Source organism: Paenibacillus sp. JT31N11 (genome assembly GCF_056269285.1).
The window spans coordinates 233,185-253,685 of sequence record NZ_JBWDNQ010000004.1; the positions used below are offsets into that span (position 1 = coordinate 233,185).

Annotated in this window: 14 protein-coding genes; 7 read left to right on the forward strand and 7 right to left on the reverse strand. The window is 53.0% G+C overall.

The features are described from left to right. Nucleotides 1-17 precede the first annotated feature (17 nt). Genes AC0YNV_RS16925 through AC0YNV_RS16940 form a run of 4 tightly spaced genes read right to left on the reverse strand, consistent with a single transcriptional unit; the run spans nt 18 to nt 4,527 of the window. Complete coding sequence (locus tag AC0YNV_RS16925; protein WP_475769099.1) at nt 18-839, reverse strand: hypothetical protein; 822 nt, start codon at nt 837-839, stop codon at nt 18-20. Next, entirely contained in the window at nt 820-1,413 is a 594-nt protein-coding gene (locus tag AC0YNV_RS16930) for an RNA polymerase sigma factor (RefSeq protein ID WP_475769100.1), read from the reverse strand. The genes AC0YNV_RS16925 and AC0YNV_RS16930 overlap by 20 nt, the downstream gene beginning before the upstream one ends. 7 nt (nt 1,414-1,420) lie before the next feature. Further along, nucleotides 1,421-3,655, reverse strand: a complete 2,235-nt coding sequence (locus AC0YNV_RS16935; RefSeq protein WP_475769101.1) for a M1 aminopeptidase family protein — start codon at nt 3,653-3,655, stop codon at nt 1,421-1,423. Then, nucleotides 3,652-4,527 carry an ATP-binding cassette domain-containing protein gene (locus AC0YNV_RS16940; RefSeq protein WP_475769102.1) on the reverse strand — a complete coding sequence of 292 codons (876 nt, stop codon included), beginning with the start codon at nt 4,525-4,527 and terminating at the stop codon, nt 3,652-3,654. The genes AC0YNV_RS16935 and AC0YNV_RS16940 overlap by 4 nt, the downstream gene beginning before the upstream one ends. Before the next feature lie 363 nt (nt 4,528-4,890). Between AC0YNV_RS16940 and AC0YNV_RS16945 the strand changes: the two genes are divergently transcribed. Further along, nucleotides 4,891-7,011: a putative bifunctional diguanylate cyclase/phosphodiesterase gene (locus AC0YNV_RS16945; protein WP_475769103.1), complete on the forward strand. Its 2,121-nt coding sequence runs from the start codon at nt 4,891-4,893 to the stop codon at nt 7,009-7,011. 199 nt (nt 7,012-7,210) lie between these two features. On the opposite strand, the gene AC0YNV_RS16950 is transcribed toward AC0YNV_RS16945, so the two are convergent. From AC0YNV_RS16950 to AC0YNV_RS16960, 3 genes are all read right to left on the reverse strand, one after another. Further along, nucleotides 7,211-8,047 carry a hypothetical protein gene (locus AC0YNV_RS16950; RefSeq protein ID WP_475769104.1) on the reverse strand — a complete coding sequence of 279 codons (837 nt, stop codon included), beginning with the start codon at nt 8,045-8,047 and terminating at the stop codon, nt 7,211-7,213. A 417-nt stretch (nt 8,048-8,464) separates the two neighbouring features. Continuing rightward, the gene (locus tag AC0YNV_RS16955) at nt 8,465-9,502 is read right to left on the reverse strand and encodes a ribonucleotide-diphosphate reductase subunit beta (RefSeq protein ID WP_210045571.1); all 1,038 of its coding nucleotides are present in this window, start codon (nt 9,500-9,502) and stop codon (nt 8,465-8,467) included. Between the two features lie 117 nt (nt 9,503-9,619). Then, entirely contained in the window at nt 9,620-11,845 is a 2,226-nt protein-coding gene (locus AC0YNV_RS16960; RefSeq protein WP_210045572.1) for a ribonucleoside-diphosphate reductase subunit alpha, read from the reverse strand. A 357-nt stretch (nt 11,846-12,202) separates the two neighbouring features. Here AC0YNV_RS16960 and AC0YNV_RS16965 point away from each other — a divergent pair, with 357 nt between their 5' ends. The 6 genes from AC0YNV_RS16965 to pheT all read left to right on the forward strand — a co-directional run bounded on the left by AC0YNV_RS16965 (nt 12,203) and on the right by pheT (nt 20,428). Then, nucleotides 12,203-13,861, forward strand: a complete 1,659-nt coding sequence (locus AC0YNV_RS16965) for a copper resistance CopC/CopD family protein (RefSeq protein ID WP_475769105.1) — start codon at nt 12,203-12,205, stop codon at nt 13,859-13,861. A 51-nt stretch (nt 13,862-13,912) separates the two neighbouring features. Then, a complete protein-coding gene (locus tag AC0YNV_RS16970; protein ID WP_475769106.1) occupies nt 13,913-14,863 on the forward strand; it encodes a sensor histidine kinase in 951 nt (316 codons plus the stop codon). A gap of 26 nt (nt 14,864-14,889) precedes the next feature. Then, nucleotides 14,890-15,696 (forward strand): response regulator, encoded by an 807-nt coding sequence (locus tag AC0YNV_RS16975; protein WP_475769107.1) that lies wholly within the window; start codon nt 14,890-14,892, stop codon nt 15,694-15,696. A gap of 136 nt (nt 15,697-15,832) precedes the next feature. Continuing rightward, a complete protein-coding gene (locus AC0YNV_RS16980; RefSeq protein WP_475769108.1) occupies nt 15,833-16,477 on the forward strand; it encodes a YcnI family copper-binding membrane protein in 645 nt (214 codons plus the stop codon). 455 nt (nt 16,478-16,932) lie between these two features. Continuing rightward, nucleotides 16,933-17,967, forward strand: a complete 1,035-nt coding sequence (gene pheS / locus AC0YNV_RS16985) for a phenylalanine--tRNA ligase subunit alpha (protein ID WP_210045576.1) — start codon at nt 16,933-16,935, stop codon at nt 17,965-17,967. A gap of 16 nt (nt 17,968-17,983) precedes the next feature. Continuing rightward, nucleotides 17,984-20,428, forward strand: a complete 2,445-nt coding sequence (gene pheT / locus AC0YNV_RS16990) for a phenylalanine--tRNA ligase subunit beta (protein ID WP_475769109.1) — start codon at nt 17,984-17,986, stop codon at nt 20,426-20,428. Nucleotides 20,429-20,501: the final 73 nt, after the last annotated feature.

A 20,501-nucleotide genomic window follows, 5' to 3' on the forward strand; every position in this document is an offset into this window, starting at 1 on the left:
TGAGCAGCTTCCGGCCGTCAATTCGGGAGCAGCCTCGTGCCGAAGCTGCGGCGATATGCAAGCACCAGCAGCAGCAGACCGGCAGCAAGCACAATCGCATGAAGGGCAACAAAGTGGTGGCTGAGCGTCTGATCGATTATGGGCATTGCACGCTGCTGGGCGCCATTCCATCCTGCCCAGAGGATAAACGAGCATGCGAATGCGGCCTTGAATCCTTTCCACATCAGCACATAAGCGGCTGCACCGCTGAGCAGCAGAAGAAGCGACAGCCATTGCAGCATGAAGGGCAGCATTGGAAAAGATGCTACATGAATATTCATGTAGATGGATCCGGCAATTCCAAAAATCAGATTGAGGCCGATGACAATCATCGTTCTTACCACAAGCAGCAGTGCCGGCGGATAAGGCGTGATGCTCTCGATCATCCGCATTTCCTTATTCCAGGAGCGGAAGCTGTAGGCAAGAGAAGCCAGCAGAAGTGCGGGAAGAGCCAGTGTAAACATGCTTCCGGCCTTTTCCAGAGAGACATCATCATGAGTGGGCAGAAGCCACAGGAGCATTACGAATACGACGAAGCTTGAACCCCAGTAAACGCGGGAGTAGGAAGACAGCTGGGAACGCAGCAGCCGCAGCAGAGACGGTCGTTTGACAATGGGTTTCCCGCTGTGCGAGAAACGGGCATTCTCATAAGACTCCCGCAATTCATCGAAGGCGGGCTGCAGAGTCCGGATGAGCACGGCTGTATCATGGGACGAAATCGTGTTCGTCATGATTTGGGAAAGCGGCATCCGCATTTCTTCTTCCATCTGCTTTAATTCATCATCTTTTGGTGCGTTCATACCGTTGGCCTCCTTCATCGCTTTCTTCCCTGCCGGTCCGCCCTTGACCCAGCCGGGCCTTTAATTTCCGTAATCCGCTGTACAAATGAGTCTTGACTGAACCGAGCGGCAGACTGACAATATCGGCGATATCCTGCAGCTTCAAGTCTTGATAGAAACGCAGGGTGATAATCTCACGCTGCACCTCCGGGAGCGCCTGAAGCGAATGAAGCACTTCCTTTCTGGTCTCCTGGCGCTCCGCCAGTTCCACCACGGAAGGACTTGAATCACGCTGCTCAGGAGGATCGGCAAAGGGAAATTGATCGGTTTTGAATTGGGAGCTTTTCCAGTAATCGCGGCACATATTGAGAGCTACCCGGTAGAGCCAGGCCTGGACATTGTCCGGCGGGTTTTTAAGCTGAAGCTGCTTGATCAGCTTGAGAAAGGTTTCCTGTGCAAAGTCTTCCGCACGTTCCGCATCACGAAGCTGACGCTGCAAAAAACCGGATAACGGAGCATGATACCGATGCACAAGCGCTTCGAAGCTTGCCTGATTGCCAGTCAACATGCCCTGAAGCAATTCCTCATCCGTCATGACTCATTCACCTGCCTTTCTCTTCATTCCAGATACGAAGCCAGTCATTCCACGTGATAAGGGGATACCGGAAAGGATTCCTGTTTATATCACTGTTGTAATAAGGCAGGTTGAGGAAAAGGTCCCTCACCTGCAGTCCCTGATGCAGAAACCGCAGCAGCACGCGCTTCACGAGATCAGCCTCGCCGTTTGAGAAGGCATCGTTAATCATGGCAGCCATCAGCCGGGACGGGGGAGAATCACCCATGATCTGGATACTGAAGGTCGGATCCGTCCCGGAATAGGCTTCCTTCTGATCAAGGGATAGAATAGCCGAGCGGATCTCCTGCACAATCGAGTAGCTGCTCTCTGGATCGGGATAATCGTCCCAATTGTTTACATTCATATAGACCTCGGTATTATCGCCGAACAGGAGAGTGCTCATGATTTTCTCCAACCCGGAAGTTGTCAAGCTGCTGTATCGATTGGCTTGAATAAGGAACATATTGCCTTGAACAATACCGCTCGCATTAGCAAAGAAAGGAAACAGGCCGCCCATTGGAAAATATAAAACCTGCTTCAGATTGTCGAGCGGCATCCCTGACCAACTGGAATAATAGCTGCGCTTCTGATTCAACTGGCTCAGGAACAAGCGGCTGTCCTTTATGCTTCCCGGTGTTGTGATGACCTTTACAGGCTCACCCGGCATTCGCACCTCTGTGAAGTCGCCGCCAAATATAAATGGAGCTTCGGCGGATTTTTGGACGAAATGCCGGACGTCCGGATTGTCATCCGGCGCTTGTGCTATCGATGCATAAATGGGTCCGGCAAATCCATGAAGCTTGACGTCAAAATTCGTGCGCCAGCCAGTTATAACGTCCACACGGTCCGATATAAAGCTGCCATTTATCATTTTGAGCGTATCTCCGCCAGGAATCGGGAACCATCCCAGATGGGCGGGCAGCAGCACATTGCGGCCTTGCACAAAAGCAAACCGCGTTTCAGTGCCCCCGTCCGCCCTCCATTCATTCAGGATGCCTCCGTAAGCGATCTCGATGACATGATCATCCCTGCCGCGCTCCAGCAGATTTTTGCCGAATGAGATAAAATCGCCATCACGCCTCCATGGAGCCGGATTGCCATCCACCTTGAGGGATAGAACCTGAAGCAGCGGATCGAGCAGGAAGGAAATCTGTCCCTGATAATGAACAGCCACCTGCCTGGACTGACCCGACGCAGGAATAAGCTTGCCATCCCTGGTCGGAAGTGCAATTCGCGCCTTCATTTCAAGTGAATTATCAGAGTGACGGACTATATCCAAGGCCATGCTGCTGATTTGAAACTGGTAAGGGATATGCTGATTAATGTCGGCATCAGGCTTCGCGGCAGCAAGCATGATGCGCTGCTGGTCATACCGCTTGGACCAAAGCTGGCTATACGGAACATAAGCGGCAGCAGACAGGAGCAGACAAGCCATCATGATGATGAAGGGAGTTTTGGCCTTGTATACCGGCCTTTCCCGGGCAAAGAGCGCACCGGCAGCCGTCAGCATGAACAGGCTGAATGCCGCCCCAAAAATTCCAATCATCATGTATTCCCGGCTTATCAGCTCAAATGTCCAGATTTCATTGTTTGCATAACTGGAGATGCCCATGAGCTGGTTGAGACTGAAGACTTTCACAGGATACCAATGAAGGCCTTCCACCAGCAGGCTTGGTACGAACAGCGCACCGAACACCCACCCGCAGAACCCGATCGGCAGCGAGAAACGCAGAGGCATCAGTGCCCCCAGAAGAAGACCAAGCGCAGTCCCTGCTGCAAATGACATCTCGTAAAAAAGCGAATACCAGATTATCTCACGGAGAGCCGATGCCGAGGCGAGGTCATAATGCCAGGCTGCGGCCGCATAACTGGCTTGAATCAGCAGGGTGAATAAGCTCATATAAACAAAACCTGCTGTCCACTTGCTGGTAATAATGACGCGATTGGTGACCGGCAATCCAAGACTCCACTCAAAGGAGGCATGGAGCGTATCCCGCCGAATAAGCAGCACGCCAAGCAGGATCGGAACGAGTGTGACGAACATCATGATGGTGCCATGTGCTTCTGCGGCCTTGAGATTAAGATTTAAAAGCTGATTCTGCCGCGAATTAAAGCATTGGAGCAGCATCCATACACCTGCTGCTGGAGGAAGCAGCAGCGGCCAGCGCCGCTTGTACAACAGCTGCAGTTCCAGCCGGATTTGCAGAATCAGCGTCCTCATTGCCCATCCTCCGACGGCAAGCTTGATATCAGAGCCGTATAACCTTCCTCAACGGTTGGAGCAGCAGCAGAAGCGTACGGTGAAGGGGGCGTATCGCCAATCGCCCGGCAGTATATGCCGTCCTCTGTTTTCCGGGCGGTCATCAGCCATTCCAACGACATCGACCGCCATTCGTGCTCGGATGCTTCCCACTCCCACAGTTTGCCCTCGGCGAAACGGACGAGTCCGGCCAGCGGTCCTTCGTAATGCAGCTGGCCTTTACCCAGCACGATTACACTGCGGCAGCCCGCCGCCACATCATTGAGCACATGCGTGGAAAGCAGGACTGTGCTTCTGTGAGCGAGCTCTGCGAGTACATTACGCAGCCGGATACGCTCCTCAGGATCAAGGCCTGCTGTCGGCTCATCTACAATAACTGCCTGCGGGCTTCCGACGAGCGCCTGGGCAATGCCGAGGCGCTTCACCATTCCGCTGGAGTAGGTCCGGGCGGCACGGTCAGCCTGCTCTTCCAAATGCACGGCATGCAGCAGCCGGTCCACTTCAGCATCCTGCTCATGCCTGGTTCCGGTATTTTTCAGCCGGGCCACATGTCTCAGCAATTCCCGTGCGGTCAGCTGCGGGTACATTTGAAAGGTTTGCGGAACATAGCCGATAAGGCGTCTGGCGGATACACCGCTGCGGACTGACACTCCCCGGATGGTGGCGTCTCCGGTTGACGGGACGAGAAGGCCGGCCAGCAGGCGCATAAGCGTCGATTTTCCGGCCCCGTTAGGGCCGAGAAGTCCATACAGGCCTTTGGTAAACTCCATGGATAACGGTTCAAGCGCCCAGCTTTTTTTATATTTTTTCCCTAAATGGTCGGCCGTTAGCATCGAAGCTCCTCCTCCTGCCCAATCGACGAATGCATGGCGTAAAAAGTTTTGGGATTGTCAGCGGCGAAAGGTGCTGGACAAGATGAACCTTTATAGTACAAACTATTATGGAATGGTCTATCCTAAAAAGCAGGCATTTGCTCCATTATAACAGGACAAGTCAAGTTTAAGCCGGGGGAAGCCAAGCACGCCCACCTAAGAAGCTGCATATCCGTCTAACCCGGCAGGGATTGAAAAGGGGGGATAATTGTGTATTGATTTTCTATGGATCCGATACATATTGCAATATAAGAGAGCCGGCACTTTTTCCATGCTTTGCTTATATTTCAGCGCTTCCTGGCTTTTTTTATGAAAGGGGTCACCATGTCGATAAACCGGGCGGAAAAAATAACTTTAGGTACAGCTCTTGCTGCCGTTATCAGCTTTATTCTTATACAACTTGTTCATGGTGAGCTGTATTACCAGATTCCCGACCATCTGAATTTGCTTGTCCATTCCATCATGGAGTTTATCAACTTCGCGATCAGCTTCACGATCCTGGTATTAGGATGGCTGTTTTTCGTAAAATCATTATCGCGCCAGAGGTTGTTTACCGGAGCCCTGTTCAGTATCGTAGGCCTGTTCGATATGCTGCACGCTCTCACAATGGAAGGGATGCCTTTCTTTCATTATGTGGGAGATACGACATTGTCCCACATTTATGCGGCTTCGGCGCAGTTAATCGGATCGGTCGGCCTGTTTGTTATTTTCCGGCGCAATGATGCCCCTATACCGGCCCTGATCAGGCGTCCGGTCGTTTTGTTCGCGCTTGGCTTCGGCTTGCTCCTGGCCGTTCTTTTTTATTCTTTCACCAAGTGGACGGATATCGGCATGTTTTCCGGTACGTCGCTGGTTGTTGTGCAGGTCATTGTCGGGACGGTTGTTTTCGTCGCTTACAGCGCCAGTATCGGGATGATTCTCTACCGCAACCGCAACGAGCGGCCGCAAGCGCTTCTTACGATCATCCAGTCGCTTGTTTTCTTCCTGTTTGCCAACCTGCAGTTTTTCCTCAGCAAAAACCTGCATGACACCGATATGCTGGTGGGCCATATTTATAAGTTTGCCGGCTACTATTATCTTCTCAAGGGCATCTATTATGTAACCATTGAGGAGCCGTTCAAGGAACAGGAGCGTTCAGAGGCGCGTATCAATTATTTGGCTTATCATGACGAGCTGACAGGCTTGTCGAACCGGAGACTGCTGACGGAACGGTTAAATATCGAGATTGAGCGTGCGCAGCTCAGCAAGAATCAATTGGCGATACTGCTGCTGGACATTGACCGCTTCAAAACCATTAACGATGCGCTGGGCCATTCCTTTGGCGATCAGATGCTGCAGGCCGTGTCTGAGCGGCTGCGCGCGGCTGCGGCAATGCCGGAGCATGTGTTTCGGATGGGAGGAGATGAATTCGTCATCCTGCTGCCGGACCTGACTGAGAGTTGGGCGGCGGAGCAGCAGGCGCAAACGCTGATGGCGCTATTCAACCAGCCTTTCCTGCTGGATAAGGCTGAATATCATGTAACCATCAGTGTGGGCATTTCTTTTTATCCCCAGGATGGAAAAAGTGTGGATGTGCTGATGAAAAATGCCGACACGGCCATGTACAACGCCAAAATTCACCGCAATGAATTCTCCAGCTACATACCGGATATGAATATGAAGGCTCATGACCGGCTGCGCCTGGAAAGCGATCTGCGCCGGGCGCTGGAGCAGGAGCAGTTCACCCTTGCCTATCAGCCGCTTGTCAATTTGGCAACGAATAAGGTCGTCGGAGTGGAGGCTTTGGTCAGATGGCTTCATCCGCAGCGCGGTCTGCTGCCGCCAGGGGAATTCATTCCGCTGACGGAAGAGAACGGCCTTATTCTGCAGCTGGGCGAGTGGGTGCTGCGCTCCGCGTGTTTGCAAAATAAAGCTTGGCAGGACGCGGGAATGCCGCCAATGATGATGTCGGTCAATCTGTCCATGCGCCAATTCCGTCAGCATCAGCTGGCAGAGCGGATCAAATCGATTTTGGAGCAGACGGGTATGGCCTCCCAATATCTGGAGCTGGAGATTACGGAGAGCATGACCAGCGACGTGGAATTCGCTACCGAGACGCTCACCAGCCTGAAGAAGCTAGGCGTGCAGATCAGCATTGACGACTTTGGAACGGGATACAGCTCTTTGGTTTATCTGAAACGGTTTCCGATAGACAAGCTGAAAATCGACCGTTCGTTCGTTAGCGATCTGACCAATGGCGGCAGCGACGCTGCAATTGTAACGACGATTACGTCCATGGCCAAGAACCTGAAGCTGAGAGTGACTGCTGAAGGGGTGGAGAACGACGAGCAGATCCGTCTCCTGCGGGAACGCCAATGCGAGGAAGCGCAGGGCTATTACTTCACCAAGCCTATTCCCGCAAGCCTGTTCGAGAACTGGTATCGTCACCGCAGTCAGACGGCTTGACTCTGAAAATCAATCACGAATTTGAAATCCTATTTCCAAACGAACAGGGCTGCCTGGTTGACCGGTGATTTCTAAGGTCATTCCAGGACAGCCCTGTTTGGTTTGTGATATCCGCTAATCTGCTGTGAACCGGAGGATGCGCGCCTGCACTTAATCCCGTACGGAAACCAAACATAGGAACCTGCCATGAGGTGGACGTTCATTGGCTGCTCATTCTGCTGATGGTTCCGGCTGGCTTAGGACTCAAATTGGTGCCGCTGTTTGCTTTATTGATTCTATCTTTGGGCCGGTACGAAGAGAGGATATTTGAGAATTCGGTCCAGTTCGTATGCCGCGATAAAGATTCCGGTACAGGAACAATGGCTTTGGATCTAGCCGTTGAGACCGAGAATATGACTGCGAAAGAAAAGAGCAGGCATACCGATGTATAGACGCCGACGCGCTTCATCCAGTGGATCGCAGAGGTTCCATCATCCCGGTGAATCCGTCTTCTGCGGGCATTTTGCCGCCATATCAGCAGGGCGGCAGCAGCTGCAAGCGCTGCGATCAGGATCATCAGCTCATTTTGAAACTGAACGGGCAGCGGATATAAAATCATTGACGCATGGATGATGGCGCCCACCGTCAAGGTCTGGATCGGAACAACAAGCCGCGCCTGCGCCGCGCTGCGCCGTTTGGTCCGGTTGGCCGGGAGTTCCGGCTCATCCGCCTTCAGACGAATGATCTCCATCAGCTTGGGTCTGGAGTATATCGCACATGCCGTGAGCGGCATGGCTACCATCGGAACAAACAGCAGCGCTTTATCCCATACAAACCACCAGCTGTAGGTGGAGAAGAACAGGAATAAGGCGATCTGCCCGGAGGCGAGCAACGCCAGCAGGGCCAGCAGCCCCAGACTCAGCTTCGCGCTGCGCTGCATGTCGGCAATGGTATGGCGAAAAGCAATGCTGCCGGTTCCATAACCCGCCAGCAGAGCAACGAGCAGATATACGATGGCGAGTATCGCATTGATACCCAATATAGATTCAGACATCATGAATTCCCCCGTTCTATTCTCTGCTTTAATCTTACAGGGGATAGAAACAATTGTTATCGTCCCATGGACCAGACTGTTGCTGGACTTTAGTCGAGCATGCCAGTCAGACCGCGAGCTTACTCTTGAGAAGGTAGATAATAGATCTTAAACGATGAGGTTTAGCGCCGCCATGTATTCGCGTTACTGTTAGCTGAGCTGGCCGTCGAAACAACGGTTGAGCATAGTTAATGGTCCGGTCAGCATACTCTTGATTGTCTAGCTTGTCAATGTTTGGGTCTAGGCCCTCTGGTCCAGTCCGAGTTCGGCAATCATGTTGTGATTTTATGGATGATAAACCATATTAAAACCCCAAGCTTGTGTGAAGACGCTTGGGGTTGCTGTTTTATACCGTCATCACACTGGAAACTGACAGGCTTTCTACAGATCGCCCCAGTTGAGATTGGACGACTTGCTGTAATTCGTTACTTTCTGCTCGAAGAAGTCGGTTTTCATTCCGTTCATGTTGCTGAAGCTTTCCACCCATCGCATCGGATGCTCGACAACCTCAGGGTAGAGAACTTCGAGTCCAAGCTTGCGCAGACGTTCATTCGACAGGAAACGGATATATTGATCGATGATCTCGTTGGTGATACCGGCAATCTGATTATTAGTGATATACTGTCCCCACTCGATCTCATGCTCAACGGCAGTCTTCATCATCTGCCGCAGCTCTTCGATCAGCACAGGTGTGAACAACTCCGGATTTTCTCTGCGGACTTCGCGGAAAATCCCTTGAAATAATGCAAGATGGGTCAGCTCGTCACGCTGAATATATTTGATCTCGGATACGGTTCCGAGCATTTTTCCTTGTCGACCCAGGGCATAGAAGAAGCTGAAGCCGCTGTAGAAATAGATGCCCTCGAGTATATAGTTGGCCATAATGGTCTTGATCAGGTTCTGGGAGGACGGGTTGGAAATGAAATTCTCATACAGATCGGTAATGAACCGGTTGCGTTTGAGCAGATGCTTGTCCTCGCGCCACAGATTGTAGATCTGGTCGCGCGCTTCAGCCGAACAGACGCTGTCCAGAATATAGGAATAGGATTGACTGTGGACAGCTTCCTGGAAGGTATGGACGGTCAGGCACAGATTCACCTCAGGCGCCGTTACATACTCATTGACGTTAGGCAGGTTGGCTGTTTGCAGGGAGTCCAGGAAGATCAGGAAGCTGATAATTTTATCATAGCTGTTCCGCTCGGAAAGCGTTAAATTCTTATAGTCCTTGGCATCCTGGGCAAGGGGAATCTCCTCGGGAATCCAGAAGTTGTTCATCATGGTGCGGTACATCTTGGTCGCCCAGTCGTATTTCACATTATTCAATTCAATCAGGTTTGTGGTGTTGCCGCCGATCATGCGGCGCTTGCCCCAGTCACGGTCGCCATCTTCGTTAAACAGCTTCTTTTTCTGCAAATCCATTGGCTTGCTGCCTCCTTTATTACTAAGAAACCTTGCCCGGCAAAATCATTACTCAAGTCACCATTATTTGCCGGTTTTGGACAACTCAAGGGTTGTGGGCAGGAAAGCTGCAGCGCTTTACGCGCTGCAGCTTTCGCAATCCTCTACTTCAAGGCTTTTGTTGCGGCAATAGTAGACCGTTTTGAGACCATTCTCCCAAGCGGCCATGTATAGATCAAGGAATTCCTTCGCCGTGTATTCCGGCGTGATGTACAGATTGAACGATTGAGCCTGATCGATATGGCGCTGTCTGCGGCCCGCAGCCTTGATGCTCCAGTGCTGATCGATATGGTGCGCTTCCTTGTAGAACCAGAACGTCTCCTCATTGAGGTTAGGTGCTGTTTGCGGGATGACCGCGTTCTTCTTCTCCTCGACGAAGAATTTGCTGAATATCGGGTCAATACCAGCGGTTGAGCCGGCAATGAGCGATGTGGAGGCGGTTGGCGCAATGGCGAACATCCAGGCGTTGCGGACACCATGCTCGGCTATCTCTGCCCTTAGTTTCTGCCAGTCCGGGCTATCGTAACCGCGGCGGTCGAAAAATTCTCCCGTTTGCCATTCGCTGCCTTCAAATACTTTATATGCGCCTTTCTCCTTGGCGATCTCCATGGATGCCTTGATGGCGCAATAATTAATCCACTCATAGAGCTCATCGGCTTTCTCCAGATGCTCTTCGGATTCCCACGCGATTCCATTGAGCGCCAGCCACTGATGATAGCCGCTTGTCCCAAGTCCGACAGCGCGGTACTTCTGATTGGTAATTTCCGCCTGTGGGATCGGGTAGTGGTTAATGTCGATAACGTTGTCCATCATCCGCATCTGGCAGGTGACGACCTCTTCGATTTCTTCACGCGACCGGGTGCGGCCGAGATTCAGAGAGGAGAGGTTGCACACGACGTAATCTCCGCTCTTGACTCTGGTCGTGATCATGCCGTCTTCATGCGTCGATGATTCATATTCAGTAGGACTCATGTTCTGGCAAATTTCCGTACACAGGTTGGAACAGTAGATTACGCCTTTATGCTTGTTCGGATTGGCGCGGTTAACCGCATCGCGGAAAAAGACGAACGGCGTGCCGGTCTCAAACGAACTGGTCAAAATACGTTTCATGATGTCAATGGCAGGCACTTCATCACGGGAAAGATTCGGATTGCCCACACATTCCTCATAACGGCTCTCCCACTCTTCGCCCCATGAATCCTCAAGCGACCAGCCCATCATGGAACGGACCTCATGCGGATCGAACAGATAGAAATTCTCGCGGTCCTTCACCTTGCGCATAAACAGATCGGGAATGCATACGCCGGGGAAAATATCGTGCGCCTTCATCCGGTCGTCTCCGTTGTTTGTCTTGAGGTTGAGGAAGTCCAGAATGTCCTTGTGCCAGATATCCAGATAGACAGCTACTGCGCCGGAACGGACGCCCAGCTGGTCCACCGCAATTGCGGTATTGTTATAGTTCTTGATCCATGGCACAACTCCGCCGGCAACGCCCTTGAATCCCCGGATATTGGAGCCGCGGCTGCGCACCTTGCCGATGTAGATCCCCATGCCGCCGCCGAATTTGGATACCTGCGCGAAGCTGGAATCGACATTGTAAATTCCCCACAGATTGTCCGGCACCGTGTCGATGAAGCAGCTTGACAGCTGATGGAACGGTTTGCGGGCATTGGCAAGCGTCGGAGTGGCAACCGTCATTTGCAGACGGCTGAGCACATCGTAAAACTTGCGGGCCCAGGCGAGCTTGTCATCTTCTTTCATGGCCAGATGCATCGCGACTCCCATGAAGAGCTCCTGGGGAAGCTCAAGCACATCGCCGCTGAAGCTCTTGATCAGATAACGGTCGGCAAGCGTCTTGAGCCCGATATAATTGAACAAATAATCGCGCTCCGGCACGATGTAATTGCCCAATTCGCGGATTTCTTCGCGGGTGTAATGCTCAAGTATGTATTTGCCGTATAATCCTTTATCCGTCAGATAGGTAATCAGGGAGTAGAAATCCCCGTAGCCGAAGTAGCCATACTTGCGGTTGATTGCGGATTCTTTATAAAGATCGTACATCAGCAGCTTGGCTGCAACGTATTGCCAGTTCGGCTGTTCGATGCTTGTCTTCTCGACTGCCACCTGTGTAAGCGTACGTTGAATTTCCTTGGTGGTAATATTGTTGCGGAAATAGGGGAGCAGAGCGGTTTCGAGTTCCAGCGGATCACAGTCACTGTATCCGACGCATGAGAAATCGATGACCTTTTTAAGCTTGGAGAAAATCAGTTCTTCTTTCTGGCCGTTCCTTTTAATAATATCCACGAGCGCAAGTCACTCCTTGTCGAAGGGCTTTGGTTACAACCCCTATATACACAATATGTTGATAATATTAAACAAAATTACACCAATATATTGTGGTTTGTCAAGGAATATGATTCGACAATAAGGGTTCCGAAACCTCTCCGAAACCGGCCTGAAAATGGATGAAAACGTACGGCTGCGCGTTTTTTTGGGCTACAAATTGAAAGATTTGGAAATGCAAAATAGTTGGAGATTCTAAGCGGGCCAACATTTATCACCAAATGTTCAGATTTACAGATTGGTGTTCGGCGGAATCGTTTAGTAAACTGGAACTTAGAATATTTTGCTGCCCAGCGAGAGGACGTGAGGTTGCCGGCCATGACAGAAACAAGACGCTCGATTACCACAATATGCAAATCCTTCTTCACCCTCCTTACTGTTTTTATGATGATAGCGGTTATGCTCCTTGGCATACCGGGGAAAGCAGAAGCCCATGCGGAGCTCGAACGAGCTTCGCCGGAAGCCAATACCCGGCTGGATGGAACCCCTGAGGATGTGGAGCTTACCTTTAATGAATCGATTGAGTCCCAGGTAGGGTCGCTTGAGGTTCTGGATTCCAGGTCCAATTCCGTAACCTCCAATGAACCTGTAACCAGCCAGGACCGTAAATCACTCAAGCTTCAGCTGCCGAAGCTTGGCGAGGGTGTGTATACGGTTGCTTATCAAGTCATTTCCGCGGACGGGCATCCGATCAGCGGTTCCTATGTATTCATGATCGGTAACCCCCCGGAAGGCGTGGACGCTTCGGCTTTTGATCCGCATCAGGCTCTCGGGCACGAGGGACACAGCGCGTCCACGCAGCTGTCCACCGGGCAATTCATTCTTTACGCCGTCCGGATCGCTTATTATGCCGCCCTGCTATTTGCTGTCGGCATGGTATTTTGGTCAGTCCTGGTACGCAAGCGCAGCACTCTGATCGAGGAGAACATGAAGAAATGGGAGCAGCTGGCGATGCGTGCTTTGCTCGTCTCCGCTCTGCTTTATGTGTTTATTCACTCGCGAGAGATTCTTAAGGACTACCCGTCCAGTGAATACAGCCGCTTGTTCCTGTCCACTTCTATCGGGCATCTATGGATTGGATTGCTGGTGCTTGCTGTGATTGGATTTGCCGTATTGCGGTTCAGCCGTCCCCTCAAGGTCATTTGGGCGGCGGCCATTCTCGGTGTGGAGAGCTGGAGCGGGCATGCTGTGGTTTTCAAGCCGAAGCTGCTGACTGTGCTCCTTGACTTCATCCATCTGGCTGCAGGCGCTGTGTGGGCGGGGGGGCTTGTGCTGGTGCTTGCGCTCTGGTTCAGCGACCGCAAGGAGGCGGGGCGTTTCGCGCTGACCTTCTCCCGGGCCGCGCTTCTTTCCATTACTTTGCTCGTGCTCTCCGGCGTAGGAATGACACTGCTTTTCCTGCCATCATTAAAATATTTGTTTTATACGTCGTGGGGTACTCTGCTGCTTATCAAGACAGGGGTTGTGCTGCTTGTTCTCGTTACGGGGGGCATTCTTCATCTGCGAACGCGCAGAGGCAAGCTGCCCACCACCTCGCTGCTGCGGGTCGATGCCGGTCTGATGGCCGTCATTATCGCAGTCGCCGCACTATTTACGTATGTCAGTCCGCTTCCTGCAAATGAGCCGGTCTATTATCACAAGATGGGCGAGGATATGCATCTGACGCTGCAGATCAATCCCAACAAGCCCGGCGTTAACCAGTTAATCGCAAGAGTCTGGCTGCCGGATAAGGTGGGGGAGCCCAAGTCGGTGCTGCTGCGCCTGCGGTCAGCCGACCATGAAGAGCTGGGGCCGATCGATGTGCCTATACAGTCCTTTGTGGACAAGGAGCTGACTACCTTCGACGGCTATATCAAAACATCCTATAAGGCCGAAGGGCCCTTCATTCCTTTTGCGGGCCGCTGGATCGCCGAGGTCCGGGTCATGGACAAGGAAGATAATGAAATCGTCAGAACGTATGAGTTCCGCAATTATTAAAGCCGATCGGGCCGGAGCTGCAATGGGGGAAAAGGCGGAGGGGAGCGGAAAATGACCAAGGAGGATATAAAGGAATCGGGTATTGCGGAAAACAGCCAAACGGATACCGATGCCGGGAAGGCAAGCGGTCAACATGAAGCGGGCTTGCCTTACAAACGGATTAAATGGCTGATTCTCTGGATGCCAACCCTGACGATCGCGATGTGGGAATATTTCCGGCACACTCTCCTTCTTCCCTATCTGTCCATGGATTTGGGCAACTTACTGGCGCCGGTCATAGTTTTGACCGTTACGGCGACGCTCGGGCGCAAGCTGTTCCAGATGCTGGAGCAGACGAGCGATTCGCTGCAGAAGGAGAAAATGGCCAAAGCCGCATTCATGGAGCGTGAACAGCTGGCACGAGAGCTTCATGACGGCATTTCCCAGTCGCTTTTCCTGCTGTCGGTCAAGCTCGATAAGCTGGAGCACGCGCAGGATAATGAGCGCATCCAGGAAACCAAGGAGCAAATCAGGCAGACGGTGAGGCATGTCTATGAGGATGTTCGCCAGTCTATAGCAGGCTTGCGGAGCCAGCCGTCTATAACGGATGTCCAGTGGATGGAGTCCGTGTCCGCGATGGCGGAGGAGCTTCGGCTTGGAGGACTTGCCGTGAAGCTTGACTGGCAGGTGACCGAAAGTGCTTTGAGCAGCAAGGAAAAGGTAGAGCTGCTCGCAATCGTGCGCGAAGCGATGCTCAATGTCCGGAAGCATGCAGCTGCGACGCTGTTGATCGTACAGGCCAAGCCGACAGATGCGGCAGGGAAGACGGGCGGCTTTCACTGCACGGTGGAGGATAACGGTATTGGTGCCTCCGAGAGCCAGCTCTACGCCAAAGGAAGATACGGCATCCGCATGATGCAGGACCGCGCAGCGGCTATGGGCTGGACCTTCAGAGTCAGCAGCAGCTTTGCATCGGCGGATGTACAGCAGAACGGAACCCTGATCACTGTGGAGAAGGAATAGAGACGGTGAAGGAAGGAGGATACCGGATGCCGGAATCGAAAAAAATACGTGTGCTGCTTGCAGATGACCATCCGCATGGCCGGGAAGGAATCCGCGATATTGTGAGCGCTGACGATTCGTTCGAAATTATCGGGGAAGCAGTGAATGGCGAACAGGCCGTTTTGCTTGCCGCAGAGCTCGGGCCCGATCTTGTTCTGATGGATATCAATATGCCGGTCATGAACGGCATGGAGGCGACGCAGTCCATCAAAACAATCGATCCGCGGATCAAGATTGTGATGGTTACCGTCTCGGACGACATAGCCGATTTGTTCGAAGCGATCAAACGGGGCGCACAGGGCTATCTGCTCAAAAATCTCTCTCCCTCCGCTTGGATGGAATATTTGCGGGCGATCGTTATTGATGAAGTTCCTCTCTCCAAAGAGCTGGCATACAGACTGCTGCAGGAATTCAGCGGCGCTTCCACAACGGGCGGCCAAGAGCGGCCAAGATTGCCCGAAGACGCCAAAGGCATTGCAGGAGTCATGAAATCGAGAGCGGGAGCGGCAACAAACAACTCAGTACGAGGACGTCAGGCTGAAGAGCAGCAGCAGGTCATCGGGAAGCCGGACGGCAAAACGCCGCTGACTGTACGGGAGAGAGAAGTGCTCGAACGGGTTGCTTCCGGCAGCTCGAACCGCCAAATTGCCGAGGACTGCGGGATTTCTGAGAATACGGTGAAAAATCACCTCAAAAATATTTTGCAGAAGCTTCATCTTGATAATCGTGTACAGCTCACGCGCTATGCTATGGAGAAAGGGCTGCTGCCGCGCAGCGGCGATGTCATGGATTAATCACATTTGTATAGCCCTATCGAGTCATGCGTCTCCCCCGCCGTAACGATATAATAGGCAGGTATCAGGGGCCAATTGCCGCTGAAATACGAAACCGATGAACTTGCTGAAGACGGATTAGGGGGATTACGAGAAGATGAGTAAGAAGAAAAAATGGTCAACAGTTATTATGACAATGCTATCGCTGTTTTTGTTTGCCGGTATCGCCAGCGCCCATGTATCGGTACAGCCTGCTGAAACAACGCAGGGTACCTATGAAGTATTTACAGTTCGCGTTCCGAGCGAAGAGGAGAATGTGACGACCAAATCGGTTCAGGTCAAGGTGCCTGAGGGCGCGGCGGTAAGCCGTGTCCAACCCAAGCCGGGCTGGAAGGTCGAGCTTGAGAAAACGGCGGAGAATGCTATTACTTCTATTACATGGACGGCAGAGGGCGAAGGTCTGGCACAGACCGAGTTCGATGAATTCCGCATCCAGGGAAGAGTGGCCGACGATGCCAAGGAACTGGTATGGAAAGCTTACCAGACCTACAGCGATAACACCGTAGTGGAATGGGTCGGCGCTGATGGCTCCGATCACCCTGCTTCTGTCACGACGGTATTGGCAGGTACGGCTGAAGGGGATGCTCACGGCGCGGCCGCGGCTGTGTCCAGTGATAATGCAGCGGTTCCGTCTGATTCCGACAGCAGCACAGATGCGGTAACCTTGTGGCTGGCGATAGCCGCGCTTGCAGTTTCGGTCATTGCGTTGATTTTCGTCCTGGCCAGACGCAGAAAAGCTTAGGCTCAGAGCCCGAAGTTGAATTTCATTGGGGGACCAGGGGAGCGCGGCCTTGCGAAGAGGCCGCGCTTTGCTTATAATTAGTTGATCAGGTAAATGGATAGCTTTCTAAACGAAGCCATAAACATGATGCGATGATGGAGAAAAGTAAGCCGCGGTTCGCGCACAGGGAGAAGACGCCATGATTGAGAGCGTCTTTGCAGATCAAACGCCGCCCAAGTTCACTCCAGAGCAGACTGCTTGAACCGCGCACCTTTTGGTGTTGCAGTAGGGAAGTCCGGGCCCGGCCCGTTAAAGCCGGTATGAGGGATTGCCGTGCGTGATTAGATGAAGGGCAATCCGAATTAGGGTGGTAACACGGTTCTTTCGTCCCTTACGGGGAGAGAGGGCCTTTTTTTGTTTTTCTTAAAACGGATATATCGATCGACTATTGACTATTGTTGAAGGGAATGAGAGTAATGAAGGAAAGATTGGAAGCCTTGCGTACGGAGGCGCTGCAGGAACTGGGGCATGTCGCGAATCCACAGCAGTTGAACGACCTGCGGGTTAAATATTTGGGGAAAAAGGGTGCGTTAACCGAGATTTTACGGGGAATGGGCGGCCTGAGCGCTGAAGAGCGTCCCGTTATCGGACAGGTGGGCAATGATGTCCGCGCTGCGATCGAAGCTGTAATTGAGGAGAAGCAGGCTGTGTTCCAGCAGGCAGAAACCGAAAATCGCCTTCGCGCGGAGACGATTGATGTTACGCTTCCCGGCAAACGTCTTCCCGCCGGCGCGGTGCATCCCTTGAATAAGGTCGCGCAGGAAATTGAAGACGTCTTTATCGGGATGGGCTATACGATCGCGGAAGGCCCTGAGGTGGAGACGGACTTCTATAATTTTGAAGCCTTGAATCTGCCCAAGGATCACCCGGCAAGGGATATGCAGGATTCGTTCTACGTTACGGATGAAATTCTGATGCGTACCCATACTTCGCCGGTGCAGATCCGGACGATGAAGGCGATGAACGGCAAAACGCCCGTTAAAGTGATATGTCCGGGCAAGGTGTACCGCCGCGACGACGATGACGCGACGCATTCGTTCCAATTTATTCAGATTGAAGGGCTCGTGATCGGACCTAACATCCGCATGAGTGACTTGAAGGGGACACTGCTTCAGTTCGCACAGCAGATGTTCGGCATGCAGACGCAGATCCGTCTGCGTCCCAGCTTCTTCCCGTTCACGGAGCCAAGCGCCGAGGTCGATGTGACCTGCGCCCAATGCGGCGGCCGCGGCTGCCGGATGTGCAAGCACACCGGTTGGCTGGAAATACTCGGCTGTGGAATGGTTCATCCGCGCGTTCTGGAAATGGGCGGCTACGATCCGGATGAAGTGAGCGGCTTTGCATTCGGAATGGGCGTCGAGCGTATTGCATTGCTGAAATATGAAATCGATGATATTCGTCATTTCTACACGAACGATCTGCGCTTCTTAAGCCAGTTTGTGCGAATGTAACGGGGGGGTCAAACAGATGAACGTATCTTATAAATGGTTAAATGAATATATCGATCTGTCGGGCTTTGACGTGGAACAGCTGGCAGAGCTCATGACGCGCGGGGGCATCGAAATCGATGTTGTCGAGAAACGCAACAAAGGGATCACCGGCGTGGTGGTCGGTCATGTGCTGACCCGCGAGAAGCACCCGGATGCGGATAAGCTGAGCGTGTGTACGGTGGATGTCGGTCAAGGGGAACCGCTGCAGATTGTATGCGGCGCGAAGAATGTTGCAGCCGGGCAGCTTGTTCCCGTGGCTGTAGTTGGAGCGAAGCTTCCAGGCGACTTTGCCATCAAACGGGCCAAGCTGCGCGGCGTGGAATCGCAGGGCATGATCTGTTCGGCGAAGGAGCTTGGCCTGAATGAGAAGCTGCTCCCCAAGGATCAGCAGGAAGGGATCATGGTGCTGCCGGAAGGAACGGCAGTCGGAAAATCCATACTGGATGTGCTTGCCATTGAAGATGAAGTGCTGGAGCTTGACCTGACGCCTAACCGTTCTGATTGTCTGAGCATGCTGGGCGTGGCTTATGAGGTCGGAGCGCTGACAGGGAGACCGGTTCAGCTGCCGGACACGAAGGTCAGCGATGCGGCGGAGGAAGCTTCCTCCCATATCACGGTGAACATTGAGGCGGAGGAGCACTGTACGCATTATGCCGCCCGGTACATCAAGGGCGTGAAGATCGGTCCGTCGCCGCAGTGGATGCAAAATCGTCTGATAGCGGCCGGAGTCCGGCCAATCAATAATGTGGTCGATATAACCAATTTCGTGCTGCTGGAGTATGGACAGCCGCTGCATGCTTTCGATGCCGACAAGGTGGAAAGCGGCAGCATTGTCGTACGCCTTGCCCGCGAAGGGGAAACCATTGTCACGCTCGATGATCAGGAGCGCAAACTGGAGCCGCATATGCTGCTCATCACAGACGGGGAGCGGCCTCTTGCCCTTGCCGGCGTCATGGGAGGCGCATCCTCGGAGGTAACCGCCAGCACAGTCAATATTTTGCTCGAATCTGCCCGCTTCAACGGCGCAACCATCCGCAAAACCTCGCGTCAGGTAGGGCTTCGCTCGGAATCCAGCATCCGTTTCGAGAAGGGCGTGGATCCTGCACGTGTTATTCCCGCGCTCGACCGCGCTGCTTCACTCATGGCGAAATATGCGCAAGGACTTGTGCTTGAAGGGATTGTCGAAGAGCTAGCCGATTCGCCGGAGGAAGTGGTTGTCACGATGACGCTGGATAAGATCAACCGTTATCTGGGCACAGAACTTTCGAAGCTGGAGACCGAGATTATTTTCGGTCGCCTGCAGTTTCCGTTTGAGTTCGGGCCCAATGGCGTGTTCACGGTAAATGTGCCGTCCAGACGGGGAGATATTACCCGCGACGTGGATATTATTGAAGAAGTCGCGCGTCTGCACGGCTATGATGAAATCCCGACTACCGCGATCGAAGGCCCATCCACTCCCGGCGCGCTGACCAAGCCGCAGGCCATCCGCCGTGAGCTGCGCAGGCGACTGACCGATGCCGGATTGAATGAGGTTATGACCTATTCCTTCACGCATCCGGACCGGACGCGGCTGTTCCCTTCCCTCTCGGACAAGGGCGCTCAGCCGGTCAGATTGTCCTTGCCCATGAGTGAAGACCGGAGCGTGCTGCGGACCGCCCTGCTACCGCAAATGCTGGAGGTGGCGGCCTATAACCGCAACCGCAAGAACGACAATCTGGCGATCTTCGAAATCGGCAGCGTCTTCCATACCGATGAAGAGCTGCTGACACGCCTCCCGCATGAGAAGCACCGCTTGGCCGTTCTTCTTACCGGCAGCCGGAATGAGGCAGGCTGGAATCAGAAGCCGGCAGCCGTGGATTTCTACGATGTGAAGGGTGTAATGGAAACCGTCACTCATATACTTGGCATTGGCGGACTGATCCATTATGAGTCTGCACAGCCTGAGCATATGCACCCCGGTCGCACGGCAGCAGTCGTGCTGACAACCGAGCGTGGACCCGAGACGATCGGGTACATCGGCCAGCTTCATCCAACGCTGCAGCATGAACATGATCTGGCAGATGTTTATGTGCTGGAGGTTGAGCTTGGTCCGCTGTACGATGCGGCAGCATTCAAAATTGCATACAAGGTTCTCCCGCGCTTCCCTTCGATCGAGCGGGATATCGCCGTAGTGATCGACAGCGCGCTGCCGGCAGGCAGACTGCTTGAAGCTGCGCGCGATACCGCGGGCGAGCTGCTGGAGTCCGTGAATGTGTTCGATGTGTACACGGGCGAGAGGCTTGGAGCAGATAAGAAGAGCGTTGCCATCTCGCTGATTTACCGCCACGGCGAGCGAACGCTCACGGATGAAGAAGTAACGGATCTCCATCAGCGCGTTGTCACAAAATTAGAAGATTCTTTTGGGGCAGAATTGCGTAAATAGGCAGGAGATAAGCGAAGCCGCATCGAATTAGTTCATTGCGAACCGATATCGATGCGGCTTCGTCTGTTATTCG